The sequence below is a fragment of the Paenarthrobacter sp. AT5 genome, assembly GCF_032764245.1.
GTDB lineage: Bacteria > Actinomycetota > Actinomycetes > Actinomycetales > Micrococcaceae > Arthrobacter > Arthrobacter ureafaciens.
The window spans coordinates 43,730-67,467 of the sequence record NZ_CP136443.1; the positions used below are offsets into that span (position 1 = coordinate 43,730).

General features: G+C 62.1%; 21 protein-coding genes. 10 read left to right on the top strand and 11 right to left on the bottom strand.

Annotated features, from left to right (window positions below):
* Window positions 1-12: 12 nt before the first annotated feature.
* Complete coding sequence (locus tag RI444_RS22735) at window positions 13-1,077, bottom strand: cation diffusion facilitator family transporter (RefSeq protein ID WP_316964004.1); 1,065 nt, start codon at window positions 1,075-1,077, stop codon at window positions 13-15.
* Window positions 1,074-1,436, bottom strand: a complete 363-nt coding sequence (locus RI444_RS22740) for a metalloregulator ArsR/SmtB family transcription factor (RefSeq protein WP_316964005.1) — start codon at window positions 1,434-1,436, stop codon at window positions 1,074-1,076. Before RI444_RS22740 ends, RI444_RS22735 begins: the two co-directional genes overlap by 4 nt.
* A 144-nt stretch (window positions 1,437-1,580) precedes the next feature.
* On the opposite strand from RI444_RS22740, the gene RI444_RS22745 reads away from it, so the two are divergent.
* Both RI444_RS22745 and RI444_RS22750 read left to right on the top strand, forming a co-directional pair.
* Window positions 1,581-1,763 (top strand): YegP family protein, encoded by a 183-nt coding sequence (locus RI444_RS22745; protein WP_316964006.1) that lies wholly within the window; start codon window positions 1,581-1,583, stop codon window positions 1,761-1,763.
* A gap of 160 nt (window positions 1,764-1,923) precedes the next feature.
* A complete protein-coding gene (locus RI444_RS22750; protein WP_316964007.1) occupies window positions 1,924-2,451 on the top strand; it encodes a hypothetical protein in 528 nt (175 codons plus the stop codon).
* An 18-nt stretch (window positions 2,452-2,469) separates the two neighbouring features.
* Here RI444_RS22750 and RI444_RS22755 read toward each other — a convergent pair whose 3' ends face one another.
* Genes RI444_RS22755 through RI444_RS22775 form a run of 5 tightly spaced genes read right to left on the bottom strand, consistent with a single transcriptional unit; the run spans window position 2,470 to window position 5,132 of the window.
* A complete protein-coding gene (locus tag RI444_RS22755) occupies window positions 2,470-2,613 on the bottom strand; it encodes a hypothetical protein (protein WP_316964008.1) in 144 nt (47 codons plus the stop codon).
* Window positions 2,614-2,622: 9 nt separating this feature from the next.
* Complete coding sequence (locus RI444_RS22760; RefSeq protein WP_316964009.1) at window positions 2,623-3,021, bottom strand: hypothetical protein; 399 nt, start codon at window positions 3,019-3,021, stop codon at window positions 2,623-2,625.
* Complete coding sequence (locus RI444_RS22765; RefSeq protein ID WP_316964010.1) at window positions 3,021-3,335, bottom strand: hypothetical protein; 315 nt, start codon at window positions 3,333-3,335, stop codon at window positions 3,021-3,023. Before RI444_RS22765 ends, RI444_RS22760 begins: the two co-directional genes overlap by 1 nt.
* A gap of 28 nt (window positions 3,336-3,363) precedes the next feature.
* Window positions 3,364-4,662 (bottom strand): Y-family DNA polymerase, encoded by a 1,299-nt coding sequence (locus RI444_RS22770; protein WP_316964011.1) that lies wholly within the window; start codon window positions 4,660-4,662, stop codon window positions 3,364-3,366.
* 38 nt (window positions 4,663-4,700) lie between these two features.
* Window positions 4,701-5,132 carry a translesion error-prone DNA polymerase V autoproteolytic subunit gene (locus RI444_RS22775; RefSeq protein WP_316964012.1) on the bottom strand — a complete coding sequence of 144 codons (432 nt, stop codon included), beginning with the start codon at window positions 5,130-5,132 and terminating at the stop codon, window positions 4,701-4,703.
* Window positions 5,133-6,057: 925 nt separating this feature from the next.
* On the opposite strand from RI444_RS22775, the gene RI444_RS22780 reads away from it, so the two are divergent.
* Window positions 6,058-7,269: an IS110 family transposase gene (locus RI444_RS22780; protein WP_316964013.1), complete on the top strand. Its 1,212-nt coding sequence runs from the start codon at window positions 6,058-6,060 to the stop codon at window positions 7,267-7,269.
* A gap of 98 nt (window positions 7,270-7,367) precedes the next feature.
* Here the strand turns inward: RI444_RS22780 and RI444_RS22785 are convergent, their stop codons facing one another.
* Window positions 7,368-8,111, bottom strand: a complete 744-nt coding sequence (locus tag RI444_RS22785) for a GAF and ANTAR domain-containing protein (protein WP_166842556.1) — start codon at window positions 8,109-8,111, stop codon at window positions 7,368-7,370.
* A gap of 998 nt (window positions 8,112-9,109) precedes the next feature.
* Between RI444_RS22785 and RI444_RS22790 the strand changes: the two genes are divergently transcribed.
* The 4 genes from RI444_RS22790 (at window position 9,110) to RI444_RS22805 (ending at window position 12,852) form a co-directional block, all read left to right on the top strand.
* The gene (locus tag RI444_RS22790) at window positions 9,110-10,357 is read left to right on the top strand and encodes an IS110 family transposase (protein WP_021474832.1); all 1,248 of its coding nucleotides are present in this window, start codon (window positions 9,110-9,112) and stop codon (window positions 10,355-10,357) included.
* A 188-nt stretch (window positions 10,358-10,545) separates the two neighbouring features.
* Window positions 10,546-10,977, top strand: a complete 432-nt coding sequence (locus RI444_RS22795) for a hypothetical protein (protein ID WP_316963928.1) — start codon at window positions 10,546-10,548, stop codon at window positions 10,975-10,977.
* Between the two features lie 102 nt (window positions 10,978-11,079).
* On the top strand, window positions 11,080-11,430 hold the full coding sequence (locus tag RI444_RS22800; RefSeq protein WP_316963929.1) for a DUF3846 domain-containing protein: 351 nt from the start codon (window positions 11,080-11,082) through the stop codon (window positions 11,428-11,430).
* 69 nt (window positions 11,431-11,499) lie between these two features.
* Window positions 11,500-12,852: a ParB/RepB/Spo0J family partition protein gene (locus RI444_RS22805; protein WP_316963930.1), complete on the top strand. Its 1,353-nt coding sequence runs from the start codon at window positions 11,500-11,502 to the stop codon at window positions 12,850-12,852.
* Window positions 12,853-13,569: 717 nt separating this feature from the next.
* On the opposite strand, the gene RI444_RS22810 is transcribed toward RI444_RS22805, so the two are convergent.
* A complete protein-coding gene (locus tag RI444_RS22810) occupies window positions 13,570-13,905 on the bottom strand; it encodes a hypothetical protein (RefSeq protein WP_316963931.1) in 336 nt (111 codons plus the stop codon).
* 222 nt (window positions 13,906-14,127) lie between these two features.
* Here RI444_RS22810 and RI444_RS22815 point away from each other — a divergent pair, with 222 nt between their 5' ends.
* From RI444_RS22815 to RI444_RS22825, 3 genes are read left to right on the top strand one after another with little or no spacing between them, the layout of a single operon-like run.
* Window positions 14,128-14,520 (top strand): MobC family plasmid mobilization relaxosome protein, encoded by a 393-nt coding sequence (locus RI444_RS22815; protein ID WP_316963932.1) that lies wholly within the window; start codon window positions 14,128-14,130, stop codon window positions 14,518-14,520.
* Window positions 14,521-14,523: 3 nt separating this feature from the next.
* Window positions 14,524-16,152 carry a relaxase/mobilization nuclease domain-containing protein gene (locus RI444_RS22820; RefSeq protein WP_316963933.1) on the top strand — a complete coding sequence of 543 codons (1,629 nt, stop codon included), beginning with the start codon at window positions 14,524-14,526 and terminating at the stop codon, window positions 16,150-16,152.
* Between the two features lie 27 nt (window positions 16,153-16,179).
* Window positions 16,180-17,412, top strand: a complete 1,233-nt coding sequence (locus RI444_RS22825) for a hypothetical protein (protein WP_316963934.1) — start codon at window positions 16,180-16,182, stop codon at window positions 17,410-17,412.
* A 95-nt stretch (window positions 17,413-17,507) separates the two neighbouring features.
* Here the strand turns inward: RI444_RS22825 and RI444_RS22830 are convergent, their stop codons facing one another.
* On the bottom strand, window positions 17,508-20,906 hold the full coding sequence (locus tag RI444_RS22830; protein ID WP_316963935.1) for a Swt1 family HEPN domain-containing protein: 3,399 nt from the start codon (window positions 20,904-20,906) through the stop codon (window positions 17,508-17,510).
* Between the two features lie 6 nt (window positions 20,907-20,912).
* Entirely contained in the window at window positions 20,913-23,696 is a 2,784-nt protein-coding gene (locus RI444_RS22835; RefSeq protein ID WP_316963936.1) for a DUF1156 domain-containing protein, read from the bottom strand.
* Between the last annotated feature and the right edge of the window lie 42 nt (window positions 23,697-23,738).

The following is a 23,738-nucleotide window of genomic DNA, read 5'->3' on the forward strand; positions in this document are numbered from 1 at the left end:
GGGTTACCTCGATCAGCCCCGGTGGTGTGCGGAGTGCGCCAAGAGGCGTCCTCTTTCATTGGCTGAAGCTGTGATGGTCTGAATGACCATGCTGTCGAGTTTAGGGAGGGCGTGTTCCAGGCGGTGTTTGGCGTCATGGACGGTCTGTTCGGCGTGTGAGAGTGCCGTGTCCGCGACGAGGATCGTCGCAGCTCCTTGAAGCCTATGGCCGACCCAGCGCAGCTGCAGCTTGGGTACAGCCAGCACGCCCGGGGTGCGCTCCAGAGCATTCTGTCCACGGTCCAGGAGCTCAGGTTCGATGCCGTCCATCAACCGCCGCCCGATGCTGCGGACTGTCCCCCCAAGCAGGACGATGATCGCGGCCGAGATCAGCAAGCCCACGATCGGGTCAGCCAGCGGGAACCCGAGCATGACACCACCGGCTCCGAGCACCACCGCGAGGGAAGTGAAACCATCCATGCGGGCATGCACGCCGTCAGCGACCAAAGCGGCAGAGCCGATCCGCCGGCCGACCCGGATGCGGTAGACAGCCACAATCTCATTTCCGGCGAACCCGATCAGCCCGGCGGCAAACACCCACCATAGGTTTTGAAGTGGCTGCGGGTTCAAAAGCCGGTCAATTGACTGCCACGCTGCGACCACTGCAGAGAGAGCGACGACCAGAACAATGAACAGTCCGGCAAGGTCCTCGGCCCGCCCGTAACCATAGGTATAGCGCCGGCTGGCGGCCCGACGCCCAAGAACAAACGCAATCCACAACGGCACCGCCGTCAGCGCGTCCGAGAAATTATGGATTGTGTCCGCCAACAGGGCGACCGACCGACTGACCAGAACGACGAGAAACTGCAGAGCTGTGGTCCCCAGCAAAATGAAGAGGCTGATCTTGAGGGCGCGGATGCCTTGGGCGCTGGCCTCCAACGCGTCATCGATCGAGTCCGCGACATCATGGGTATGAGGCACGAAAAGCTCGTACAGCCATCCCTTGAAACCCCCGTGATGTTTGTGGGAGCCTCCGTCGTGGTCGTGGTCGTGGTCGTGGTCGTGGTCGTGGTCGTGGTCGTGGTGACTGCTGGTCATGCTGATGCTTGGTCTGCGCGGTGGTGAGCAGGCGTGCCGCCGAGGGCGTGTTCTGCCTGGAAGATGGCGTCGGTGACGAGCTGCCGGGCATGCTCATTCTCAAGCCGGTACATGACCCTGGTGCCGTCCTGCCGGGTGGAGACCATGCGTGCCAACCGCATCTTTGCCAGATGCTGCGAGACCGCTGCAGGCGACTTGTCCAGCAGCTCAGCGAGGGCACCGACGGCCATTTCTCCACCACGCAAGGCGAGGATGATGCGGACCCGAGTTGCGTCGGCCAGCATGGCGAACACCTCCACCGCAAGCTCGACGTACTGACTGTCGGGCTGAAGCCCGCACACTTGCTTATCTGCATCCATATGCACATTCTTGCACAGTTTGTAGGATGACCAAGATATGAATATTGGGTTCCTGGAACGCGGGGGCTGCAACTAAAGCCGGAGTCTCTGACCCACGTCCAAATTACCGCCGCGGGGGGCTGGCACCATGAAGAAGGATCACGCATGGCAGGAAAGTACGAAGTCTACAAAGACAAGTCCGGCGGATACCGGTTCCGGCTGAAAGCCGGCAATGGTGAAACCATGGCCAGCGGCGAGTCGCACACCACCAAAGCCGCAGCCCTGAAGGGCGTTGAATCGGTGAAGACCAGCGCCGGATCCGACGTCGTGGACCTGACTGGCTCCTGACACCCAGCAACTTCTGATATCTAACGCAGGGCCCCGTCAGGCTGCATGCAAGCAGAAGCGGGGGCCTTGCCGCGTCAAACCTTGCTTGTCCTGGCTGGTTATTGTCGGTGTCCCCTGACAGACTCTCTGTCAAGAAACCCTGACAGGAAAGCGGGCGGCGATGGGATGGGAATCCAGCGACTACAACCATGAGGGCTGGGTGGCTGCGGTTGCGCCCGACGGGCGGCTCTCAGCCAGTTCGAACGGGACGGGAATGTTTGTCCACGGGACCACCGGAGACTACGAACCAGCAGGGGAGTTCTACCCGGATCAGGAAATCGTTCCTCATGACCTGATCATGAGCTGGCGTGGTGCCTGCACGTGCGGTTGGCAGGGGGAGCTGTGGCAGAGAGTTCCTACAGTTGCTGACGCTGACGTTGCTACCCGCAAGGAATACGCGCCAATAGGCGAGATTGCGGACGTTTCCGGCGAGGTGGAGGAAGCCGTTCGGGAGGAATGGCTGGTCCATATTGCACCGTCTGAAGCGATCCGCGGCGTGGAGGCGGCCGCGAAGGAGCACCGCCAGGCCGGGCACCGTCTGGATAAAACCGTCGCGGCCGCGAAAGCAGCCGGCGCCTCCTGGACGGACATCGGCCGCGCCGCGAGAATCAGCCGCCAAGCCGCCCACGAACGATGGGCCGACAAGTAAGCCTGCCCGGGGGTACCTCTAGCTGGTGCGGATGGCGATGGCCTTGGAGTCTTCCGGGATCAGTCCTTCGGCGGCCGCGTTGGCTTCTTCGTTCGTCTCGCCTTCGGCTTCGACGTGGCTGAGTTCGCCGTTGCCGGCCTGTGCGGTCAGAGTCACTTTCACCCCCATATTTTAGGCCGCCATCGGCGTGAACGCCTGTTCGAGGGCAGCTTGGAGAGTTGTCGCCTTGCCGCTGCGGCGGAGGTCCACGGGCCTTGAGCCTTGCAGGGCGGGGGAGGGGACCATCATCCAGAGCGCGAAGTAATTGTGAGGGATCCGCAGCTCCATGGCACGGTCGAACAGGCCCACCACGACCGGGTCCAACGTCAGGTCAGGGCGGAACTGGAACCCGGGACAATACACCCCTTCTCCGATAAAGACCCTGGCGAGCTGGCGCATGATTGGTTCGGGATCCTCGTGCACGGTGGAGAGTCTTTCCCGGACCTGCTCCAGGCCCGGGAGATTGAATTCGTTGCGGATCCGTTCCCACAGCTGCTCGGGGATGGGGGAGCGGTAAAAGTCAGTGGGCACTAGCTGATGGACTCCAGCTGCCACCCGGTAGCCATCGGCTCCCGCCGCAGCGTGAACGTCCGCAGCTCCGCATTCGCTGAGGGCTGGCTGGCTTGGACCTGCCAGTGTTCGATGCTGACAAGATCGCCGGTGCCGACTGCTGCCCGGGTCCGGGATTCCCACCATGCGTCCCTGGTGAACCAGTGCGCTGTGTGGACGTCGGGATCGACCATCCAGATCCGGCCGTCGTGACGGATCGCCAACGGGGTGCCGTCGGGGCTGAACCGGACATCGACGTCATGGCCGGTCGTGGGTGATTCAGGTGCAAGAGTCATTGCGGTTTCCTTTCTTACGTGGCGCCGGTCAGGCGGCCTTGACGAGGGGGAGTTCGTCCCAGTGGGTGGTGTACCTGGGGGAGAGCATGTCGCGTTTCATGGTCCAGTCCGGTCCGCCCTTGATGCCGGCATGGCCCAACCCGATGGAGCCGCGGCCGTATCGTTTGGCCACGTCCTCCAACAGGATCCCGATGCCGCGTTCTTCGTGCGGGTTCTCGAACAGCTCCAGGGGTTTCTGGTTCCCGGACGGGCGCAGGTCGGTGACCATGATCCCGGCCCGGACGTACTTCCCGCCGTCATGGACACGGGGGAGCAGCGCGTGAGCTGCCTTAGTGAGCAGCACCGGGTCAGCAGTCGGCATCGGCAGCGCCAGGCAGACCGAGGGGAAGGACTTTTCGTTCGGGTTGAAGTGCGACGTCGCCGCGAACGCCGTCAGCACCTTGGCTTGCAGGTTGTGTTTGGCCAGGCGTGCGGAGGCCATTTGCGCGTAGACGCTCATGACCTGCCGCAAGCCTGCCGTCGTGGTGATGGGTATGGAGAAGGACCGGGAGAAGATCAGCTGGTCACGGCCGATCCGTTCCTCTTCCATCGGGGTACACGGGGTGCCCTGCAGTTCCAGGACGGTGCGCATCATGACGATGGAGAACTTGTCACGGATCGCGACCGGGTTCGCCCGGGTCAGGTCCAGGATCGTGAAGATCCCCATCGCGTTCAGGCGTTTGGTGAGCCTGGTGGCCACGCCCCAGATTTCGATCACGGACAGCTTGGCCATCAGCGCTTCGCGCTGCCCGGCCGGCACTGACTCCCACCGGCAGACCCCGTTGAAGGCTGGGTTGTTCTTCGCCCACTTGTTGCACAACTTCGCGAGGGTCTTCGTTGGTGCGATCCCTACGCAGACCGGTACGCCGACGTTCCGCCGGCACGCGGCCTTCATCTCCCGGACCAGCGCCAGCAAGTCGTCCGGTCCGCCCTTGACGCCCAGGAACGCCTCATCGATGGAGTACACCTCCACCCAGGCCGAGTAGCGGCCCAGCAGCTCCATCACCCGGGCGGAGATGTCACCGTACAGTTCGTAATTGCTGGACAAAGCCACCAGGCCCCATTCCTTGGCCCGGGGCCGGAGCTTGAACCAGGGGTCTCCCAGCCCGATCCCGAGGCGTTTGGCTTCGGGGGAGCGGGTGACCGCGCAGCCGTCGTTATTGGAGAGCACGATGACTGGTTTGCCTTCCAGAGAAGGGTTGAAGGCCCGCTCGGCCGAGGCGTAAAAGCAGTTCACGTCCACGTGCGCGATTTCCTGCATCCGGCGCATGACCGCGGGTTTAGGCATCGGAGCCACCGAGAATCGTGCATCTGATGCAATAGGGCTTACACATGGTGCAGGCACCTCGTGGCCACGCCCCAGGTTGTCAGGTCCGCTAAGGCCGGCACCTCGATGTCGGGAAAAAGTGGGTTGTTGGCCTGCAGAACCACGCCCGTGGGCGTGATCCGCAGCCGCTTGATCGTCAGCTCCCCATCGAGGACCGCTACGACCACGGAACCGTCCTTCGGTTCCAGTGCCCGGTTCACGACCAGCTCGTCACCGTCGCTGATGCCGGCCTGTTCCATGGATTGGCCGGTGACCCGGACGATGAAGGTGCTGGTCACGTCTTTGATCAGGTGTTCGTTGAGGTCGATGCGGCCGTCGAAGTAGTCCTGGGCGGGGGAGGGATAGCCGGCGGCCACCGCAACGGGTGCCAGTAACGCCGTCACTAGGGAGAGTCCCGCATCTATCACACGGGGGCCAACTATCACGCCCACAACACACCTTTTATTCGAATATATGTTCGGATTAACTGTACTCCAAGGGGTCCGACAAAATAGCCGCCGGGGCGGCGTGGACGGCTTGCACGGCCAATGGGGACAGCTTTGAGCTGTGCGGAGGGCTCCACCTGGCCCCCAGTGGGCACAACCCGTCCACCACGAATCGCAGGGTTACCGGTTTTGAGATGCGGCGGCAGTTCGACGTCGGCGGAGTCGAGTTCGGGGTCTACTGCGGTGCGGCATAACCAGGTGGCTGTAGACCGGACGAGGCGTGGTTCCGCTGCGCTCCACCAGGAAATGGACCTTCGCTGCGCTTCGGCCTGTAAAAGCATTTTCTGTACCTTACATGTGGCTGGGTTGTTCTCCGTACAAGGCCACTGATCGTAGCCGTCCGGGGGCCCGACCCGTCAACCCACGCAACCGGGCAATCCCACGCGGTCGCTACGCTCCCTTATTCCGCGGGATTCCCCGGTCGCTCTTCGGGGTTGACGGCCCACCCTCGACCGGCTGGACCAGTGGGGGCCTCGCACGGCGGGGCAGGAAGGAGGTGGCTACATGGCCCGCACCCTTTGGGCGTCCTCTCCGCTTCGCTCCGTGGCCGGCTGTTGGGTCCGGTCCCGGCGTCGCAGAACTCCGCCGTGCCCGGACCTGTTTTGTCTACGACGTTTTTTGGCTGCTGTCCTTATGTTGTTGCCGGGTGGTTTTTCGTGGCCGTTGTAGGGTCGTGGCTACCCAGGGGAGGCGGGTATGGCTTTGTTGCTGTGGCCGGACGATTCGAGCGTGACGGCTTCGTAGGATTGGCCGCCCGCCGCCCCGCGATGACCCGACCGCTGATTGAGAGACGCGACATGATCGCCGGATAAGGACACGACGGCGCGGTTATCTGCCGAGTTCCACCCGTACGACAGAACTGGAGGCTGTTTTGGCGAAATTGTGGGCCGGTATCGATGCCGGCAAAGCCCATCATCACTGCGTCGTGATCGACGCCGACGGAAACCGTCTGTTTTCGCAAAAAATCCCCAACGACGAACCGGCCCTGCTCGAGCTCATGGCCAACGTCCTCAAACTCGGGGACGGGGACGAGATCATTTGGGCAACAGACCTGAACCACGGCGGACCCGCGCTGCTGATCGCCATCCTCGTCGCCCACGGACAGAACATCCTCTACATCCCCGGCAGGGTCGTCCACCATGCCTCCAAGCTTTACCGCGGTGAGGGCAAAACGGACGCGAAAGACGCCGCGGTGATCGCGGATCAGGCCAGGATGCGGCGTGACTTACAGCCGCTGAGGGCCGGGGATGAGATCAGCACCGGTCTGCGGCTCCTCACCGCCCGCCGGGCCGACAAATCCGCGGACCGGGTCCGGGCAATCAACCGCCTGCAGGCCCAACTGCTCGAATACTTCCCCGCCCTGGAGCGCGCCTTCGACTACAGCCGCTCCAAAGCCGCCCTACTGCTGCTGACCAAACACCGGACCCCGGACGGGATCCGCCGCACCGGTCAGGCCAGGCTCCACGCCTGGCTGAAGACACACGGCACCCGCTCCTCCGCCGCGGTGGCCGCAGCGGCAGTCGCGGCGGCAAAGTCCCAGCACACCATCGTCGCGGCCCAGCACGTGGGGGAGGGAATCGTTGCAGCCCTCGCGCAGGAAATCATCACCTTGAACGAAGAACTGGCCACACTCGATGCGCTGATCAGTGAGAAGGTTACCGAGCACCAGCACACCGAGGTGCTGTTGAGCATGCCTGGCTTCGGACCTGTCCTCGCTGCGGAGTTCCTCGGCGCTACGGGCGGCGACCTGACCGTCTTTCAAACGGCGGACCGGTTCGCTGGCGTTGTCGGCCTGGCCCCGGCCCCCAGAGACTCCGGAAGGATCAGCGGCAACCATCACCGACCCAGACGCTATGACAGGCGGCTCCTCCGCGTCTTTTACCTCTCCGGGCTCTCGGCCCTGAAGTCATGTCCGGCCTCCCGCAGCTATTACGACCGCAAACGCCGGGAAGGAAAAACCCACATCCAGGCAATGCTCTCCTTGGCCAGACGACGACTCAACGTCCTATGGGCAATGCTCAGAGACGGTACCACCTACACCTGCACGCGGGTGCCGGTTCCAGCCGCGCGGTTTGCTGCCTGAGAAGTACCTGCAGTTGGAGCGAGGTCTTTCGGCGTCCCTGGCACTACTCGAACACCACCTACAGCGGACGAGTTCTCTTACGCTGTCCGGCAAGCTTCTTACGCGTCGAAGTGCGTCCTGACTTTTGAGTCCTGGGAAATGGATTCGACTACTGATGCGGCGATGTCGCGGAGCTTGACGTTCCGCGTGCTGGAAGCAATCTTCAGGATCTTCATGGCCGTTTCCTGGCTGCAGCGGTTCTGCGCCATGATGGCGCCAGTGGCGAGGTCGATGGTGGTTCGGGATTCCATCGCAGCCATCAGATGAGCTTTGGCCTCGGTCAGCTGGCTGATCCGGACGGCCAGGCGAAGGGCCTTCGACGCATGGTACGAATACGTTTCGACCATGCTGATATCGTCACCGCTGAAGCCATGGGAGCGCGTGGAATACAGGTTCAGTCCCGCTGCGGCTTCCCCCTCCAGGATGAGCGGCACGGACAGGCTGGATCCCACTCCTGCCTCCAGCGCGGCGGCGGTGAAGGCGGGCCACCGATCCTCGTTCACCAAGTCAGGTATATGCACCACAGCCTGCTCCCGGATCGCGGACAGACAGGGCCCGTCGCCGGCACTGTATTGGGTTTCGTCCAGACGGACCGCGCTCTCTTCGCTGCGGGCCACGGTCACGGGTTTCTTCCGCTGTATCAGCGTGATGCTGCAGAAGGCGACGGCAGGGTCAGCCAGGGTGACGGCGGAGAACTGGGCCAGTTCGTCCAGCATGTCTTTGACGTCCTCGGTTTTCAGGACAAGGTCCTGCAAGTGGTCCACGAGGAGTTCAGCGGACTGTGGACGTGTTTCGTCGGCCATGCCTTGGCCTCATTCCTCATTCGGGCCCTGACAACAACCCTTGCTGGGGGCACGAGAGGACGGCGGAGCAGCGCGTGCGGCTGTCTTCTTGAGTATGCTCTACGGTCCCTGCAATGGCCAGTAGGACCAGAACGCCGGCGTGAAAGAAGGCCTCGTTTCCCTGCCTGGCCCAAGTATCGCTGACGGGTCCTCGGGTCTGGCAAGAGCCGCAAAAATCCGTTGACAACATCATTGAGATTCCTGCGGATCATACGGTTCCGCTCCGGCTCAAGCTCCTGACCCCTTCGTTCCTCAGGGGCCCTGCAGCACTGGAATTCTTCGACGGCGCTCCTAATTCGTTGTTAAGCGGCTTTTAGGGGCCAGGTGGTTGGCCATCCTGGGAGCTGTCTTGGTGGGGTTCTGCGGTGGAGTCACTGGTGGTGACGCCTTCGGCGCTCATGGGTCCTTGAATCCTCGACGCAGAGCGGCGCGTTCGCTGGCGGCCCTCCGCAGAACTCTGGATTAACGGGCGGTTGCACGGCTAACGGCTAATCGCGATCGCAAGTGGCTTCCCGCAGACTCGGATCAGTTGGGCCGGCCGGGAGCTGTTTTCGGGATTCCGCGGCGCAGCGCTGCTGCGACGCCTTCGGCGCTCTTGGGTCCTTGAACCCTTGACGAAGAGCGGCGCGTAACGGCGCAGATTGACGCCGCAGGATCCCCTGGACTGGCCGGCAAATGCCATCCGGTTTTGCCGGCCAGGTTCCGCCGCCCCGCGTGGCAGCGGAACCCCCGACTGTTGGCGTGGTACTTGGTTCTCGTGGTGGCGTGCAGACTGCGGGATGACCCCTTCCTTCTCCGGGAGCCGTGGAGCTCTTGGTCAGACCGGGGCGCCCGAAGTGGACTCGTTTCACGAACGGCTGGTGAGATGGCAGACCTTCGAGTCTTGGAATTAGGGCGCTGCGTGATCCGAACTGGCACACCCCGGGAACAGAACACACCTTGACTGCGAGGAGTACAGATTGGACATCTACTGCGGGATCGACTGGGCCGAGGGCCACCATGACATTGCCATCATGGACAGCGCCGGCGAGCTGCTGGCCAAACGCAGGATCACCGACGACGCTGCAGGCTACCGGGACCTACTGGAACTGCTCGCCGAACACGGGGACACACCCCAGCACCCTGTCCCGGTGGCGATCGAAACCAGCCAGGGCCTACTCGTCGCGGCCCTGCGCGCCGGCACCCGGAGCATTTACGCGGTCAATCCACTCTCGGCCGCACGCTACCGCGACAGGCACGGTGTCTCGAAGAAGAAGTCCGACCCGGGGGATGCCCTGGTACTGGCGAACATCCTTCGCACCGACGCCCACGCACACCGCCCTCTCCCGGCCGACACCGAACAGGTCAGGGCGATCACTGTCCTGGCCCGCGCCCAGCAGGACGCTGTGTGGGCACGCCAGCAGACGGCCAACCAGCTCCGCTCCGTGCTGCGCCAGTTCTACCCGGCGCTCCTACAGGCCGGCGCGGTTTGGCAGAACGGCCTCACCCGCCCCGAAATCAGGGAACTGTTGCGTATCGCACCCACCCCGGGCACGGCCGCACGGCTCAGCACTGCGCGGATCGAAACTGCCCTGCGCCGCGCGGGACGCTCCCGCGGCATCGCTGCCCAGGCCCAGCGGATCAAGACCATCCTTCGGGGTGACCATGCCCGCCAGCCCCAGGCCGTCGAAGACGCCATGGGGCAGCAGGCGGCCGGCCTACTGCTCATCCTCGACGCTGCCTGCCAGAGCGTCGATCAGCTCAGCACCGCGGTCGAGGAAGCGTTCCTCACCCACCCCGATGCCCAGATCCTGCTCAGCTTCCCCGGGATCGGCAACCAGCTGGGGGCACGGCTCCTGGCCGAGATCGGAGACGACAGGCAGCGGTTCGCCGACGCCCGCGCCCTGAAGGCCTACGCAGGCTCCGCACCCATCACCAGAGCGTCGGGCAAGAAGAAATTCGTCGGCCGCAGATTCGTCAAGAACGACCGCCTCAGCACCGTCGGATACATGTGGGCGTTGTCCGCCCTCACCGGATCCCCAGGCGCCAGAGCCCACTACCAGCGCCGCCGCGCAGCCGGGGATTGGCACGCAGCAGCCCAGCGCAACCTCTTCAATCGCCTCCTCGGCCAACTCCACCACTGCCTCACCACCGGTACCCGTTTCGACGAAACCACGGCCTTCACTCCACCCGCCCCAATCTCGCAGCTTGACTTCTTAAACACGTGAGATGTCTGCGTCGCTTATTTCCTTTCGAAGATTTCCAGCACCTTGCCCTGGCGGGAGGAGACGCCTCCGTCGGCCCCGTAGAGCACTACGTGCCAGCAACAAAAAAGCAACTGGGGGAGAGGGAAGCTGGCCGGTACCTGAGCCGCCCCACTCACCCACCATTTCGGCAAAGAATGGAGCACCACCACATGAACGCAGTCATCAAAAGGACCGTGACCACCAAGGACACCGAGGAAACCATCCACGACGTGCCCGTGCTCGTGGACTACCACATGAACGACGGATACGACTGGATGGACGTAATCGGTGAACACGGCTGGGCCATGATCCCCAGTTGGGGCTGTGACGGCTGGGACCTTGGTCAGTGGCCTTATGTCATGGTCGCCGGGATCCGTACCGCCGACGAGATCGGCAACCTGTTTGGCATGGCCACCTACTGTGAAGGCGACGTGAGGACCACGTTTTACCGGACCAAGGCTGCTTTTTGGACCGCGATAAGTGAGCAGGCGTTCTTCCATTGGAAGAACGGACAGGCCCAAGGCCCCGACGACCTGCCAGAGGCGGCCGCCGAGATGCCCAGTCGGTACCGGATTCCCTGCAATCTCTCCACCGCCGCCTAACCACCACCCAAACCGGTGCCCCGCCTACGGGCGGGGCACCGCTCCCACCTCAAATGAGTATTTGAGTAAAAACTCATGATTGCAATCGTTGAAGGACAAACCGTGAACACCTGTACAGCACTGATCATCCCCGCCAACCTGGCGGAGACGGCCCGCGTCGAACCCATCGACGCAGGTTTAGACAACCTGCAAACCCTTGTGGCCGGAAACATCGAAGCCGTCACCGTCGATGACTGGCACTTCTACCTGAATGAAGAAGGCAAGATCATGCAGCTTGCACCGAACCGCCGCGCCGCGCAGCTGGTGCTGGAAGAAACCGGTGTTCTGGCAGACGTGTACTGCGGTGACGTCGTTGTCTTGGGCGAAACCGCTGACGGCGACGAAGCAGACGTTCCCGAGCATCTGATTGACACCGCGCAACAGCTTTTCGGACTCCACCAAGCCACCGCCTAGACAGGCTGCGGGCCGGTCACCCAAGCCGCCCCACTCACCCACCATTTCGGCAAAGAATGGAAGAACACTATGAACGCAGCACCCACACTGGAAATGCTCGACCCGGCAACCTTGACCGTTGATCTGAACGTCCGCAAAGACGCCGCCCTGACCGCTGACTTCATTGCCAGCATCAAGGAACACGGCGTGATGGAACCCGTGATCGCGCACCGCAAGGACGACGGCACGGTGCATGTGCTGATGGGACAGCGCCGCACCCGCGCCGCCGTCGAAGCCCAGCGCCCTGAAATCCCGGTGATGATCATCGAGTCCCCGGAAGATGCCGAACGGATCGTTACGCAGGTCGTGGAGAACATCCAGCGCGCGGAACTGACCGAAGCCGACGAGGCAGACGCCTACCACCAGCTGTCCCTGATCGGTGTTTCAGCGGCAGCGATCGCCAAGCGGACCGGACGGAAAAAGCCCGCCGTCGAGGGTGCATTGAAGGCCAAGGCATCCGAGGCCGGGACCGCCGCCCTGGACCGGGGGTGGAGCATCGAGACGGCCCTGATCATGGCCGAGTTTGAACAGGACGAAGCCGCGACGGCCGACCTTGAATCAGTTCTCATGGACGACCCCGACCAGCTGCTCCACGTCGCCCAGCGGTTGCGGGATCAGCGCGAAAGCGCCGCAGCCTTCGCTGCGCTGATCGCCGAACTCGAAGCCCAGGGTAAGACGATCGTGGAGGACGCCGGACACTACTCCGACGACGAGAACCTCTACGTCACAGCCGCCAAAAGGGAAGACGGGGAACCGGCCACCGAGGAGGACGCGAACGCCGTCCTGATCACCACGGATTACCGTGGCCAGCACCGGACCCACTCAGTTATCGCTGGCTGGAAGGACACGGACTTCGTCCCGAAGTACGAACGCTACGACGGCGGCAGCAACGTCCAGAAAGGCCCGATGACCGAGGAACAGAAGGCCGAACGGAAAACCCTGATCGCCAATAACAAAGCGGCCGAGTCTGCCACCATCGTAAGGCGGGAGTTTGTCCGGAACCTGTTGGCGAAGAAGCAGGCGCCGAAGGGCTGGCAGCACTTCACCGCGTACGCGCTCACGCGCCACCCTGAAACGGTCAGCGGCTACGACGGAAAGGTGGCCGCTGAGATGGTGGGAGCGAAGTCCGACGAGTCCGATCGGTGGGGATGGAACCCGCTGCGGGATCACGTGGCTGCGTCCACGGCCCGGCCTGAGTTCTCTTTGATCGCACTGGTTTGCGCAGGGTATGAGAAGACCATTGCCAAGGACTCATGGCGGTCCCCATCTCAGACCCACCGGGACTACCTGAACCAGTTGGTCGTCTGGGGATACACCGCAAGTGAGACCGAGCAAATGATCATCGACAGCGGCAAGCCAGCCGAAGAAACCGAAGCGGCATAAGAAGCCCTTGCCGGGCGGACCCCCCGCCCGGCAAGGACCCGGCCACTCACCACGGGCAGGGCCAGGAACCTCCCGCAGGTCGGGCGGTCCGCCGCCCAGGGCGAACCAGGTTGCCGCTCACCAGCGGCGGACCGCCATAAACGCGCCCACCGTTCATGAAAGTAGGTGCCGCGACTTCACGACAGTCCAACAGCTTCTTCAGTTGTAGTCATGTGCACGGCTTCAGCTAAGCTGGGGCCATAGATTTCCTTTTTTGCCGAAGGACACGAAGGGCCGGCTAACAAGCCGGCCCTTCGTGTTTAAGCCCGTCTTTCAAGAAAGTGGACCCTGCGCCGTTCCTGTTTTTGGTGATCCCCGCCAGTAGCTCGCTGGGAGCCCCCTGTGCCTTAGAAGCCGGCCACGCCGCCACGGTTCCTGTGCCCGCCCCATGCCGGCCCCGCACGGTAGATGTATGTCGTCCCGGCTGAAAAAGTCCCGACCGAGACGGTAGGGGAGACGGCAACGCCCAGGCTTGGACCATGGGAAACTGTTCCGGTTTTGCGCTGTCCCCGATGGACGGAGGCTGTGCACGGCCACCGCTCGCCCAGGGCAAGGTGTGGACGGTTGGTGACGTGGTGGTTGTGTGCAGCCGGTTCGGTGGGTCCTGTCGTCCACATGTGTGCGGCGCAAGCCCGGAGGAAATAGCTTGCGCCGTGCACATGTGGGCGAGGGGTGACGCTACCAGTTTTCGCTAGTTGTCCCGATCAGTTCCTTCTCACGTGCAGCATCATTAGCTGGTTTTGACGGGCGCGTCGTCCTAGCGCCTTTGGGACGCCCGCCGGCCTTCCTGGCCGGTGCGTCCAGCCCGAAGCCCCGCAGGTCAGATTCAGTCCAATCGGCCCTGAGGGCTGCCTGGTAATCCTTCGCATACTTCTGCTCTGCAGCTGCGAGCAACTGAACCACCTCTTGCAGTTCGACGCTGCTGGCAGCAGCGGTCTTCACTGCGTTGACTCTTGCGTCCCTGACGGCGTCAATTTTCGCGGCCGCCTTTGCGGCAATGTTGTCGATATCCATGCCCGTCAGCCTAGTGGTTGAGTTCGGCACCAGAAGCGAGGTTTTCGGGTGAGTTGCACAATTGGTGCCAAAACAGCCCAACGAAACCGTGCGGAGCAAGCTATACATTTACACGGGTGTAAATGGGCGTGTCCTGCACGACTCCTGCGTCGCGGTTTGGCACACTGGCTTGTGGGTCCCCGTTTGGGGTCGCTGCGCTGGGCCTTTGGAAGGGGGATTTGAATGTCCGATGAGGAGAGCTCTCATCGTCCCAATCTGTCCCGCCGCCGTCGTGCGAACACTCCAGCCGGGACGAAGAAGCGCCGTGACGTGTGGGTCACGGTGGAAGAGGAGGCAGCGCTCGTTGCCAGGGCGGAGCGGGAGAAAGTGACCGTCCCGAATCTGCTGGTTTCGGCGGCGCTGGACGCGCGCACGGACTCACCGACTGAGCGTCGAGCAATAGGCGCTGAACTGATGCAGCTGCACAACCTGCTGGCCCGTTCCTCGAACAACATCAACCAGCTTGCACGTCACGCAAATGCCACGGGAGAGTTCCCCGTTGAGGCCCGCGAAGCCTTGAAGCACATCCGCTCGGTTGCGATGCGTATCGACCAGGCTATTGAAGGGCTGATGTAGCCGGTGATCCCGAACATCACCCGCGGTTCCCGCATGGCCGGCCTGATGGTTTATCTGGCATCAACGGACTCGGACAAGACGAAGAACGCGCACACCAATCCACACTTGGTTGCCGGCGATGCTGCCGTGATGAGTTGGTACGACGACGGAGTCCTGGACAACGCGGATGCCCTTGCTGTCGCGAAGCACCTGGATCAGCCACGGAAGTTGTTCGGTGTCTCCGTTCAGATCAAGGATTTCACCTGGGATGCGACCAAGAAGCAGCGCGTCCACGTCGGCTACAAGGACGCGACCGTGTGGCATTGCTCGCTGAGTTTGCGCGCCGAAGAAGGTGCGCTGACGGACCAGCAGTGGGGCGACATCGCGAACGATTTCGTGGACGCTATGGGCTTCACTGCGGCCAGCGGAAAAGCGCAGTGCCGGTGGGCGGCGATCAACCACGGCACGAGCGAAAACGGCAACCACCACATCCATATTGCGGTGTCGCTGGTCCGGGAAGACGGCACCAAAGCATCTACCCACGGGGATTACAAACGCGCGCAGCAGACGTGCCGTGAGCTGGAGGCCAAGTACGGACTGGAGCGACTTTCCAGCGTGCACGCCACCCGTGGTTACGACCGGGCGGAGAAAGCCACTGCCGCTCGGGACGAGCGTGAAATGCACAGGGCTTCGCTGGAACGGAAGGTCCGCGCCAGCGCCAGCGCCGCTGCGACTGAAGGGGAGTTCGTCCGCCGTGCCCGTAACACGGGCATCCTGCTCCGCCCTCGCTATGCGAAGAACACCACCGACGTCATCACCGGGTACAACGTCGCTGAGCGGCCCAAGCCGGGGCAGCGGCCTATCTGGTTCGGTGGCGGTACCCTCGCATCAGACCTGACTTTGGGTTCGCTCCGTCAAGGATGGATGGACTCACCGCACGCGGCGACCGAGGCAGCAGCCGAGTGGAACGCAGCGGCACGCAACAAGCGCACCGTCTCCAGGACCGGACCTGAACGGGCAGTACCGTCGCCCCAGGCATGGGTCGAATACGCCCGCAACGCGACCGCTTTGGCAGAGCAGTTGCGGTCCATCCCACTGGACGATCACGCGACCTGGGCGAAGGCCGCAAGGGACGTTTCCGGAGCGTTCGCTGCATGGTCCCACCGTCTCGAACCCACGCCCGGACCGCTGGCGGCCACCGCGGCTGAATTGTCCCGCACAGCGCAGCTGCGCGCACCGCGGGAGCACGGCAGGCCTGTGGCTTTGCCGTCCATTGCCGGCACGGCCATGCTGTTCCTGGCCGCCTCGTCCAAGAACAAGACAGCCGCGCAGGCAGCCCTGATGGTGCAGCTGGCGAACATGGCCCATGCCATCTACCAGATGCATCAGCAATCCGGCCGGACACGGGAAGCGGAGAGGATCCGCGCCGTTGTCGCGACGCAGCTGAAGCCGTTCGCGGCGACCATGCCGCGACCGGCTACCGTGGGCGGGCCGGCCCCGGTCCCGGAACGTGGCCAGGAACGCAACCCCGTGGAGCTTGGCTTGCGCGGGATGGCTCCGGTCCGTCCCGGATCCGCTGTTCCCGCCACGGCCATACCCGCGAAGACACCCACCCGGACGGGACGGGAATCCGGGCCTGTACTTGACCGATAAAAACACCACTAGTGCGAGGGGAACACCATGAGTGAATCGGACGGAATGGACGACCTGCTGGACGGCGGACTGCGGCAATCGCTGATGATCGCGTCTCGTATTGCCGAAACACTGGCCCGCCACCGGCAGGAAGCACAACGCCAACAGGAACACCAGGACGCCCAGGCTGCACACGAAGCTCAGGCACGCCTGGCAGCCGAGCGCAGCGCCGCCCACGCGGCGCTTGTTCCAGCGGAAAAGGACCAGTGGTGGGACAAAGCCCAGCCGTCCGATATCGCTACCGCGTACACCGTCGCTGAATCGTGGAAGGACCACGACCCGACGGCCCTTGCGGCATCGGAGAAGATCCGTCAGGAAGTCCTGACACGGTATGGCATCGACACCCGCGACGTCGGCCCTGATGCCGCGTACCTTGAATCAGGTATCCACACCATCGCCACCGAAAAGGCACGGCAGGAAGCCCTTGACCGCAGCCAGGAAGAGTCCCGTAAAGCTGCCACCGAACATGGAAAGGCCATGCAGCTGCTCGCGGCCGCCCGCGCGGAAGAACTCCGTGCCCAGGCTGCGAAACTCGCACCCGAAATGGAACGACACCAGGTGCCAGTGGAATACCTGGCCAACCCCGAGTTGGCCAAAGCGCTCCAGCGGGCACACAACGCAAAGACGCCGAAAGCGCTGGAAGCCGCGGACGGAGCTATTAAGGAGCGCCTGTTCCTCATCAGCAAGGACGGCATCAACGGACCCGACATCGACCAGCTCAAGCAGGAAACCACCGCGAACGTCAACGGGGCAGGAGAGGAACACTTCAAAGACCCTGCCTTCGTGGACGCCGCTAAGAACCTCCACGAGGCCAAAATCCTGGCCGAGGGCGGATTCACGGGCGACAAATGGGCGACCCAGGAGCAGCGGTACGAGCGGGCAGAGAAGGAACTCTTTGCCCGCATGGAGGGCATCGGCCGAGAGATCGAGGAACGTGTCACAGGCAACGACAGCGGCCGGCTTAAAGACCAAGGACTGAAAGCTGAGACGACGTCGGCCGCCGACTACGGCTCGGCCGAACGACAAAACGCTTTCGCCGCATCATTGGCCACCACCGGCGCTAAGGAGTCACAGGTACGCGGCCGGGTGGCAGCGGAGCGCAGCGAGGCCACACATCCCCGTGCAGGTCTGACCATGGGTGCAAAGGCTGCCAAAGCACGCAAGGCGCACACTGGGGTATCGAGAGGCGCTGAGCGGTCTAAGAACGGCCCGTCGAAGTAGTTTCCAGCGCACGAAGAAGGAAGGCTACCGAGGTAGGCGGTGGCCTTCCTTCAAACACGAAGGTCTGTGACGCACTATCGTTTTTGGTTCCGTGATTAGTACCTCTCGAAGCCGGAACTGGGGTCGAATTTCAAGACGCGGGCATTTTCAGTAATGGTTCTGACCTCGGAGTCGTCGAAACCCTCGGGTTTGGTGGCCTGGATGTCGATAGTGATTTCCAGGCTCGCGCCAGCACCGGACAGCCGATCGATGATCTCACGGGTGACATTGCCGATATCGCGGGAATATCGATCCGAGTCAATCTTCACTGATCCGAAGAACCTGGCGAGCACTGCGTCCGGGAGCGTTTCAGGCGCCGTTGTCTCATCAGTTGTACTTGGCTTGCCATCGCCGGGCCGGGCCGAATCCGCCGGTCTGACGTCCGCGGTGTAGATTTCTGAGGCCGTAGTACTGGCAGTGCTGCGTGCAAGGGCCTGTTGTGCGTCAATCTGCTCCTGCGCAAGCTTCACATCGATGAGGAGCGTGCTGTCGGTCACCTGAATCGTCGTGTTCGGGCTGGGCGGCACGAGCAACCCACGGTATCGGCCGGTTTCAAGGTCCTTTCCACTGGCGATTGCGAACCGCTCACTGTCAACGAGAACTGTGGACAACGCCTGCACAATTGCACTGTCCAGCACCTCACGGCGGACAAGCCGTGGCAGGTAGACGTAACGTGTGAAGTATCCCCACAACTCGCCGGCGGTGATTTCACCAGTTTCGTGCCATCGTGCGGCAAGCTCCTGGTGTAATGTCGCGCCGAGGATCGGGGCACCGAAGTCTGTCACAAGCTGGTCTTCGCGGCCGAGCTTAGAAGCAACTCGCTCGGCAAGTGAACGTCCGCCAGAGCTTGGCGTCTTATCAGCTATCAACTCGAAGGGTTTGGTCGGGTCGAACTGCTCCGGGTATACCGTCCATACGTAAGCGTCACGGATCCGATCGGATACCGTCTGGTCCAGCCTGGCGACCCAATCGTCGGTCTGTTTGCGCTGCTGGGCCGACAGGTTGAGAGAATCACCGGTGGCCTGTACCCGCTTCCACCCAAGGTAGCTGCGGGTCGCTGCTTCTAAGCTCTCCAATTCGCTTTTGTCGGCCAGCAGGAACACCAGTGTGTTGCGGTGGATGCGCTGGCTAGCGCCCTTGGTCTCGATTGCGTCCTGTATCCACTGGTGCGCGGCCGCTTCTGCGCCATCGGCTTTGCGCCGGGAGTGCCGCGGATGGGCGATGACTAGGCGTGTGTCTTCAAGGTCGGGGATGTCGGCGCTGGATGCCGGTGCAATGTGTACCCGGTCGAAGACACCACGGGACCGCTCTTCGCTTTGCAGACGGCGGCTGATCTCGTTCCACACCGTCTCAACATCCTCACGTAACCGCTCGGCATAATCGTTGGCGGTTTTCGTGACCGATGGCTGCGTGTCAAACCAGTAGTGGCCCTGCTCCTCGTAGAAGTACGTAGACCGCTGCGCGAGGAGTTCAAGTGCGCTACCGAAGTTTCCAAGGGTGTCATCCGGCACCGCAGTACCAAGCCAGACATATTGCTTGTCCAGGCCCTTGCGGGTGCTCTTGATCCGGGGGGCAGCACCCATAAAGATTGTCCGGGCGATACGCTGAGTCACGAACCGCTGCCCCAGGTTTGGCCGGTCAAGGTCGATTTGCTGCGCGGTAGAGCCCTGACCGTCAATGTCGGAGTCGATGATCGGCTTCCACTGATCCTCGAGATACTGGGTCAGGTCAGTGTTGACCGTCGTTGCATCAAGCGGAACTGTGCCGGGAAGAATCAGCGGAGCCGTGTCTTTGGAGGCCCACAGTTCATGCACGATGGAAGAAACAAGTTTCAGCACGCCACGGGTGCGTTGGAACCGCTCCAGCGTCGACCAGTCTTCATACAGCCGGTCCAACAGTTCGGGGTGCAGGGGGTACGAGGCGCGAATGCGCTTTTCGTAGTCGTCACTCGGTGTTGCTGCGTCCCGCGGGAACAGGGACGTGTTGTTCCGGTAGAGCGTGACGAAACTGCGCGCCACAGCTGCGATCGTCGTCAGCCCATCCGCATTCGGCGCTTGGAACAGACGACGACGAACGATTTCGAACGATTCGTCTTTGCTTGATGGCCTCCATTGGTCAGCCACACGCCGGATCACGTTCTGCAGGCGCTCCAACGCAAGCTGCCCATTGGCACCACCGACCTCAATGTCACTACCGCGCCCTGCGTCACCGGTGTCGGATGCAGGGATCGAAACGACAAGCATCGTTCCCGGAACCGATCGGACAACTTCGGTTAGCGACTGCGCGAATGTGAACTGCGTCTCGAAAGATCCCGCTGGAAGCTCTTTGTCTGTGACCAGCTGACGGGCGTACGCGACCCATTCATCGATGAGAATCAACGCGGGCGAGTAGCGCTGGATCAGTGTCCGGAGTGCCTCACCCGGATTCGTACCGGCCCTATCGTCCTCGGCAATGAGGTCGTACGCTTCTCGTCCACCGAGCTGCCAGGCGAGTTCACCCCAGAGGGTACACACCGCGGTACCGTCGTCTTTGATGATCGGGGAACCTGCCTTCAGATACGTCCCAACGAGCGCAACACGTTTGACGCCTAGACTGGCGAGGTCCGGGTTGCCGTTTTCGGCGACAAGTTCCTGAAGTTCCTGTGGCAGTTCGTTCGCGGGTGTTCCGCTGAACAGGTGGTAGAGCGCGAGCATCGAGTGCGTTTTGCCGCCCCCGAAGTTCGTCTGAAGGTTCACCACCGGGCTCGAGTTCGCGTCACCATTCAACCGGCGCAGCGCCCGGGCCAGCAGGTCGTGCAGACCCTCGGTGAGGTACGTGCGGGTGAAGAACTCCACCGGATTGCCGTACTCCGGGCTGGCCGCCTGGCCCGTGTGGACAAGGTGCAGGTCAGCGGCGAATTCCGAAGCGGTAAACTCTCCGCGGGCAACGTCATTGTGCGGGCGTATCACTTCACGCCAAGGGCGAAGCCCAGACCCGGGATCAAGCGACACCCTGGTCCGCTTGACCTGTTTCCGGGTCTGATCCTCAAAGACAGTCCGCTGGAGATCCACACGCAACTTGCGGACATCTTCGGCTGAATCCACAGAACCGACCGCGTGCAGTAACCGCTCGATCGTATCCAGTGCACGGGAGGCGTCATCGGAGCTGAACGGCTCGTTATGCGCCCACAAGTTCCGTGTCTCGCGCAGCTCCGATGCGAACCCCTGCTGAGCACGTGAGAGCACGTCCTTGAAGCGGTACCCCTGCTCGGTGACCGCGCGAAGCTGTACCTGCACGTCATGTTTAGTCAGCGTCCGGGCCGATCCGCCGCGTCGTTGCGCGTCCTCCTCTGCCCATCTGCTCGTCCAGTCAGCGGTGCTGTAAGCGGCCGTCATGACCTGATCGACCACGTCATGAAGCCCCTCGGAGAGTAAGTCGAAGGCTTTGCCTACACGGTCTCGGTTGTTCATCGCCATGGTTGATCAGTCCCCATCCTCATCATCGAAATCAAACACCTGCTGCCCCGCACGCGGCACCAGAGCGAACCTTCGGGCCTGTTCGTTTACGTCACCCCATGCACTAACGAGACCGTTGAACAGAATGGCGTCCTGTGTGTCCCTCTTCTTCTCGGCCTCATGAAAGAGCAGAAAGCCCAATTCCTTCACGGCGTCGAGGCTGACGCGCGTCTGAATTGCAGGCAGCAGCTCGGCGACTCTGTCGGCACCGTCCTTCGCCATTGCCGAGGCCAGACGGACCGTGGCCTCCCACACGCTGACACGCTCATCGGCGGCAGCGTCCCACTCCCCGTCGAGCTGCGACGGCGAGAACAGCCGCGCCTTGCCGCCCTTCGCCTCAAAGATCCCGCCGCGTTCCAGCGCCCCGATCGATGTGTCGGAGGAACGCGCGAGCTGGTCAGCAATGCCCGAGTTCTCCTGGCCCCAGCCGTACTGCCGGTACCACTTCACAGCAAAACGTGTGTCGGCATCGAAGTCAGACTCCTGCTCCCCAATGACCTCATCAAGCGTCGCATTGATGAGCAGCAGCGCGTCCTTCACACTCATGTCAGAACCGTCCGCTTCCCGCACCCGCGAGTACCGCGAAAACACCGAAACACCGGGACCAATCGCCGCTTGGGCAAGATCTACGGGGGCAATTGACCCCTGAATCAACGTCCGAAGCGCCTCAGGAAGCTCCGACTTCAGTGCGGCAACGAACGCGCGCCGAGTCGTCGCGGGCGAATCCTCTGGACGTGGACGACATGCAAGAACGATCGAAGAAGCGAGTGCATTCGTTCCACTGGCAAGTAGTCGATTGGAGGTTTCCGTGCGCATCGGCCACGTCGCCGTGATCTCCCATCCTGCATCGATGAGTCCGTCAAGCAAAGTGTGCCAACCCGTGGAGCTTGTACCGTCAGAGCTTGCATCCTGCTGTTTGTATGCGTAGTAAACCGTGATAGGAACCGCAGGGTTTGCACCCCGACGAATATTAGCGAATACGGCATTGAAGCCATCGATAAAGAACTTCTCCGCCCCCTTTTTACTGCCATGACGGTAAGGGTTTGCTACGAGTTCTTCCGCCTTCGGAGTGAGCATCGTCGCGACTGTCTTTGAATGGATCTTGGAAAGTGATTGGCGAAGCCAAACATAGAAAAAGTCGGAAAGATCTGAGTAACCGATGTTGTCGTAGTAAGGCGGATCGGTTGAAATGACGAGTCCCGTGTAATCGCGAGCTGCAGCATCTGCTTGTTCCACTACGGCAGCACCTGACGACGGAAGTCGTAGAAGTGCCTTGAGTAGGCTCGACAGACTGACAGTGAAGCCGCCAGCGGCAGAGCCAAATGGCATCGTTTCCGCGAAGTCCCACAGCATGGGAATCGCCTGTCGACCAAACAAGTGCCTAACCTGGGTTTTGGTGATTTCCCAGTGGCACAGGGCGTTGCAGATGTCTGTTAGTCGACTGACACCGAATGCCAGGAACGTCGCGACGGCATCCGCATAAGCTGCAGCATTCTGCCCTCCATCTTGCAGGCTTTCCCCAGGGGGCATACCCGCGGCGATAGCATCCAAATACACCCGCTCACGGGCTTCGCCAACAAGATCGCTCAGGGTCGTCAAAGCCACGAGCTGTCGATTGGTGAACAGATCCGCCCACGTTGTCATTCCATAGTTCGGAGTCTTGAAATCACGAGGGTTTCGTGGAAGTTCGCCGTCAGGGACTAGTTCCGGCCGCTCCACGCGCGCGGCGTCTTCTTGTTCGGTTGTTGGTGAAAAATAAAGGCGTTCCCGGCCCCCATCCGCAACCACAGCAATAAGACGCTTTCCAATCCGTCCCGCGCGACCCTCCGAGCGGACATAATCAAGGGAAATCGGCGTGCCGTCCCCGACTGCATACCCACCGGCCCGGCCGATGGTCCCGTCAGCCTCGCCGACGGGACCATCAGCATCGCGTCGCACCTGGTAAACGACTCTCCCGTCGACGACGCTCGCTTCGATCCAGGCTTCCTTGCCCTTCTTCTTGCTCAGCCACCAGGACCGGATTAGAGGCACTTCGATCGGGTTCGCTGGGTTTGGACTCTTCACGGTCCTGGCCCAAAGCCACGCGATGACAGGGTATTTTTTGCCGCCAGGGCCTTCTACCTTTGGATAGAGATGACCTATGCGTCGCTCAGCCTCATCACGCATCCATTCGCCGTAGCGCGTCGCATCCTCTGCAAGACCTTCCACGCGATACCAGCCATTGCGCGTCTCAACAGCTCCGGGAAACACCGGTGGTTGATCCGCGAACTTTGGAGGTATCTCAATGAGCGCCTTATTAATGAGCACAGAAAGCGGGTTAAGATCGCTCGCATGTGCTTCCAAACCTAGGCGTTGCGCCTCCAGTGGGATTGTTCCACCGCCAGCAAAGGGGTCGAGAACTGCGGGAAGTTCTCCATTATTACTTCTACGGATTTCCTCTCGCGCCTGGCGCAGGATCTTTTCGTCATTGCTGTTTTCCCAAACGACGAGCTTCTCGATAAGTCTGTGAAGTCTGGCGCGCTCAGAGTCCTGTTCTTCCACCGTGGGAAACTCTTCCGGACGTGAAGATGGGTCATCCACGAGCTGGGCGAACAGCACAGCGCGGGCTGCTGCCAGGGGGCGCCGGGCCCAGTACAGGTGCAGCGTTGACGGGTGCCCGTGACGGATTGACTTCTCCCGAGAGGCTTCGGCGTTGATGGTTTCTAGGGGCAGCGAGACTTCGATGAGTTTTTTCTTGGGCACGTTGGTCACAGTGTTTCTTTCGGCGGGCTGGTGTAGTGCTGGAGAGGTTTG

Bases quoted from the DNA above. Each gene is read 5' to 3' on its own strand.
- RI444_RS22825 (WP_316963934.1), top strand. From the start codon at position 16,180: ATGAGTGAATCGGACGGAATGGACGACCTGCTGGACGGCGGACTGCGG.
- RI444_RS22830 (WP_316963935.1), bottom strand. From the start codon at position 20,906: ATGGCGATGAACAACCGAGACCGTGTAGGCAAAGCCTTCGACTTACTC.
- RI444_RS22785 (WP_166842556.1), bottom strand. From the start codon at position 8,111: ATGGCCGACGAAACACGTCCACAGTCCGCTGAACTCCTCGTGGACCAC.
- RI444_RS22745 (WP_316964006.1), top strand. From the start codon at position 1,581: ATGGCAGGAAAGTACGAAGTCTACAAAGACAAGTCCGGCGGATACCGG.
- RI444_RS22770 (WP_316964011.1), bottom strand. From the start codon at position 4,662: ATGCCTAAACCCGCGGTCATGCGCCGGATGCAGGAAATCGCGCACGTG.
- RI444_RS22795 (WP_316963928.1), top strand. From the start codon at position 10,546: ATGAACGCAGTCATCAAAAGGACCGTGACCACCAAGGACACCGAGGAA.
- RI444_RS22805 (WP_316963930.1), top strand. From the start codon at position 11,500: ATGAACGCAGCACCCACACTGGAAATGCTCGACCCGGCAACCTTGACC.
- RI444_RS22735 (WP_316964004.1), bottom strand. From the start codon at position 1,077: ATGACCAGCAGTCACCACGACCACGACCACGACCACGACCACGACCAC.
- RI444_RS22765 (WP_316964010.1), bottom strand. From the start codon at position 3,335: ATGACTCTTGCACCTGAATCACCCACGACCGGCCATGACGTCGATGTC.
- RI444_RS22740 (WP_316964005.1), bottom strand. From the start codon at position 1,436: ATGGATGCAGATAAGCAAGTGTGCGGGCTTCAGCCCGACAGTCAGTAC.
- RI444_RS22815 (WP_316963932.1), top strand. From the start codon at position 14,128: ATGTCCGATGAGGAGAGCTCTCATCGTCCCAATCTGTCCCGCCGCCGT.
- RI444_RS22750 (WP_316964007.1), top strand. From the start codon at position 1,924: ATGGGATGGGAATCCAGCGACTACAACCATGAGGGCTGGGTGGCTGCG.
- RI444_RS22810 (WP_316963931.1), bottom strand. From the start codon at position 13,905: ATGGATATCGACAACATTGCCGCAAAGGCGGCCGCGAAAATTGACGCC.